This is a genomic window from uncultured Agitococcus sp., from assembly GCF_937920075.1.
GTDB lineage: Bacteria > Pseudomonadota > Gammaproteobacteria > Pseudomonadales > Moraxellaceae > Agitococcus.
Window position 1 is genome coordinate 1 of the sequence record NZ_CALETI010000424.1, and the last position, 3,942, is coordinate 3,942.

The window sequence follows — 3,942 nt, forward strand, 5'->3', positions numbered from 1 at the left end:
GTTGGCATTCGGTGTGGCGGTTACCGTGCCAGTACAACCACCACCACCTGTATTGGTTTGTTTTGTATCAAAATATTCACCAGCACCAGAAAAATCTATACCGTTTGCCATCTTTTGGTTATTCAACAAATTAAAATCAATGTGTGCGTTATTTGTATTTAAAACAACCATGACATTATTTTTGCTATCACCATTTTGACAAACAGCCAAGACATTTGCAGTCGCGCCATTTAATTTGACTAAAGCACTGTTAGCACTCGGATTGATAGCCGTTAATTGCAATGTTGCAGCTTTAACAACACTTGGAGGAGTCGTTGGATTTAAAGAGCCGTTTTTAATTTCGACAGCGTAACTGCCTGCAAATGGCAACAAATCATTAAAAGTCAATGTTGGCATTTGTCCACAATCAGCTCCACCACCTGTAGCCATCACCGTAAAATCTACCACCGACACTTTACTTTCATTGGTATTTAAATTAGTAACCGTTACTTTACCAGTCACTGCACCTTGAGGCACCTTTACTACCAATGAGTTTGCCGTTGCACTAACAATCTCTGCCATCACATTATTAGCAAAAGTAACTTTCATTTTAGTGGTATCAGCAACAAAACCTGTGCCTGTAATCGTCACCTCTGCCCCAACAACAGCACTCACTGGTGTAAAACCTGTTAAAGCAAAAGGAATGGGGGGCGGCGTCACATTAAGGCTAACAGGATTATTCTGAACAAACGTCAACAATGCTTGTAACTTGGTTACATCAAAACCGCCTTGCGAGGCATTAGTTAATAAGTCTTGTACTAAAGCAAGCACTTGTGCTTGATATTGTGCGGCAAAAGTTGCCAAATCATAAGGCAAAGTGCCTGTATTTCCAGAGCCATCAATATCACCATCGGCTAAATCTTGAGCAACAGCTTGTGCCATTTTGGCAGCAGGCGCGGCTTCTGTTGAGCCTAAATTTTGCGCAGCAATTTTAGCTAAACTGGCCAAACGTAAGGCGTATTGTTCTGCTTGGCTACTGCCCAAATTAGCCATATCCAAAGTGCTACCTACTAACGCTGGAGCTTTTAAAATATCTTGTACACTAAAAACAGATTCTACGGTTGCTTTAGCCGTGTTTAAATGTGGAATAATGTTACCGCCCGTTCCTGCTAATGCCTCTGCACGTTGTACGGCTGCTTCGGTTAACGCAGTAACACCAATTTCACTATTGGTATTGACGACTGAGGCTGCGGCACGAATAACCGTTGTTGCAGGCATATCCACCATTTGTTTTTTAGCTTCATCAAAATATTTTGCACCGTTGCCCCCCTGCACTTCGGCAATGACGGTAGTAACAGAAGCAGGCACATTAAAAATGGCTTTACCTGTTGTGCCTGTTGTTGTTTCACCAAGTGGCGCATTATTGGCGGCATTTTTTAATTTAACTTTAGCGTTTAAAATTTTGCCTAAAGATGGCGTGACAGTAAGCGTTTTAAGCGTTACAGCATTGGTATTATTGGCAAGTGATTTAGCAGCAACTGGATCGTCATCATTACTATTACAACCACTCAACAAGATTGCTGTAACTATAGGCGTCAATATGAATTTTTTAGTGTTTGTCATGGTTATTCTCCTTTGAGTTGACAACATCGTTCAAGTTTTTAGCTTTCTTGCATTAATTTTTAGGCTATTTATAGCTAGTACATCAACAGACCTTATATGTTATACAAAAAACTTAATTATTTTGTGGTTATCGCTCTTTTTATACACTATTGCAAACCCCAATTTATTAAAACTTATGACCTCTAGTCAAATAAAAATATTAGACAATCTCTCTACAACCTTTTAGGCTATTACTTTAGGAATTTTTTAAGCCTTAATCATTAAAATATAAAAGATTTTAGTATCTTAAAAATCAAATAATTGGCCATTTTTCACTCAAAACATAAAGCTAATTCATAAAATAATTTACAAGCATCAGGTTTTAATGTCTTAATGTGTACCAACGTACCAATTTAATAAGGAGAAGTTTATGCGTGCTCTTGGTCCTATTGATCAAGCATTTTTATGGTTAGAACGTCGTCAACAACCCATGCATGTTGGCGGACTCATGTTATTTAAAATTCCTGAAGATGCAGATGAAAATTTTGTCCGAGAAGTTGCAGAACAATTTAAAGCAACTACACCACCTGTGCGTCCTTTTAACCAACGTTTAGATGGCATGTTTTGGAACGAAGATGATGAATTTGATTTAGAACATCATTTTCGTCATATTGCCTTACCTGATCCAGGCAGGATTCGTGAGTTATTAACCTATGTCTCCCAAGAACATAGTGCGTTATTAGATCGTGCCAAACCGCTTTGGGAATGTCACTTAATTGAAGGCATTGAAGGCAATCGTTTTGCTTTATACTTTAAAATGCATCATGCAGTGATTGATGGTATTGCTGGTATGCGTATTGCCCAAAAATCTTTATCTTCTGACCCAACTACCAAAGCCGTCACTCCTCTATGGGCGATTAAACGCGATAAACGCTCTAAAGAGGAAGCGAAAGCACTGGCTAATTTTGCGGAAACAATCAATCGTTTACGCCATCAAGCCACGAGTGTACCTAAAGTTGCTAAAGAACTTTATCAAGCTATTAAGGCATCTTACGACAAAGATCCCGATTATGTGTCTGTGTTTCAAGCACCACGCAGCATCTTAAATCAACGCGTTAGTGGCTCGCGTCGTTTTGCGGCGCAATCTTATAGCCTACCACGCATCAAAGCGATTGGTAAAAAGTTGGGTGTGACCATTAATGATGTAGTGATGGCAATGTGCGCAGGTGCATTACGTACCTATTTATTAGATTTGAATGCCCTTCCTGCTAAACCATTGATTGCCATGGTACCCATGTCGTTACGTCGTGATGATAGTGACTCTGGGAACCAAATCACCATGATTTTAGCAAACTTGGGAACACATCTTGCCGATCCTTTAGCCCGTGTCGATGTCATTCACCGCTCAGTACAAAATGCTAAAGACCGTTTTTGTCGTATGACTCAAAGTGAAATTATGGCCTATAGTGCCTTGGTATATAGCATTGCTGGTCTTAATTTATTAACAGGCATTGCACCCAAACTACAAGCATTCAACGTTGTTATTTCTAACGTACCCGGCCCTAAAGAACCCATGTACTGGAATGGCGCATTGTTAGATGGTTTTTATCCCGTTTCTATCGTTTTAGATGGCATGGCTCTCAACATTACCTTAACCAGTTATGTTGACCGTTTGGAGTTTGGTTTAATTGCTTGTCGCAAAGCCTTGCCGAGTATGCAACGCTTGTTAGCTTATTTAGAAGACTCTCTCAACGAACTCGAACATGTCGCTGGCTTGTCTTAAACTCCCCCCCCTTATCGGGGGGAATTAGGTTAAGGAAATAAACTTTCTTCTAATTTAGGCAAATTTTGCTGCATTTCTTTACCCACAAATATTTGTGGTTGGGATGGAGCAAAACCAGCCTCTTTTTCGCGCTGCTCAATGGTTTTTTTTGCAGCATCAAAGGCATGCAGTGGTTGTCCCATTTCGTGCAATACAAAATTGGTTACATCTACAATATTGTTGATTGGCTTTACGCCAATGGCTTTCAATCGATTTTGCAACCAAAGTGGAGATTCGTGTACCTTTATATTTTTGATATACAAAGCGCTGTAACGCTCACAAGCCTTGGCATTCTCAATTTTAACGGCAATTGGCGAAGAGAATTTTTGCGCCACTACAGACGAAGGTAATTTCAAATCCAAACCTACATTGTATACGCCACGCAAAGCCGCACGCAAATCTCTTGCCACACCAATATGCGAAAACCCATCCGAACGATTTGGTGTTAATCCAATCGTGTAAACAATATCACTTTCTACGTTGAAATACTCGGCAGCCGATAATCCTAACGGAGTGTCTAAAGGCAATTCCATAATTCC

Annotated in this window: 3 protein-coding genes; 1 reads left to right on the plus strand and 2 read right to left on the minus strand. The window is 40.0% G+C overall.

Features of this window, described 5'->3' with window-relative positions; genetic code table 11:
* On the minus strand, positions 1–1,602 hold a 1,602-nt coding region (locus tag Q0212_RS14435), incomplete at its 3' end, for an IPT/TIG domain-containing protein (protein ID WP_297926780.1).
* Between the two features lie 409 nt (positions 1,603–2,011).
* Here Q0212_RS14435 and Q0212_RS14440 point away from each other — a divergent pair.
* Positions 2,012–3,364 carry a wax ester/triacylglycerol synthase family O-acyltransferase gene (locus Q0212_RS14440; RefSeq protein WP_297926783.1) on the plus strand — a complete coding sequence of 451 codons (1,353 nt, stop codon included), beginning with the start codon at positions 2,012–2,014 and terminating at the stop codon, positions 3,362–3,364.
* Positions 3,365–3,393: 29 nt separating this feature from the next.
* On the opposite strand, the gene Q0212_RS14445 is transcribed toward Q0212_RS14440, so the two are convergent.
* Positions 3,394–3,942: phenylalanine--tRNA ligase beta subunit-related protein (locus Q0212_RS14445; RefSeq protein WP_297926786.1), on the minus strand; the 549-nt coding region annotated here is incomplete at its 5' end.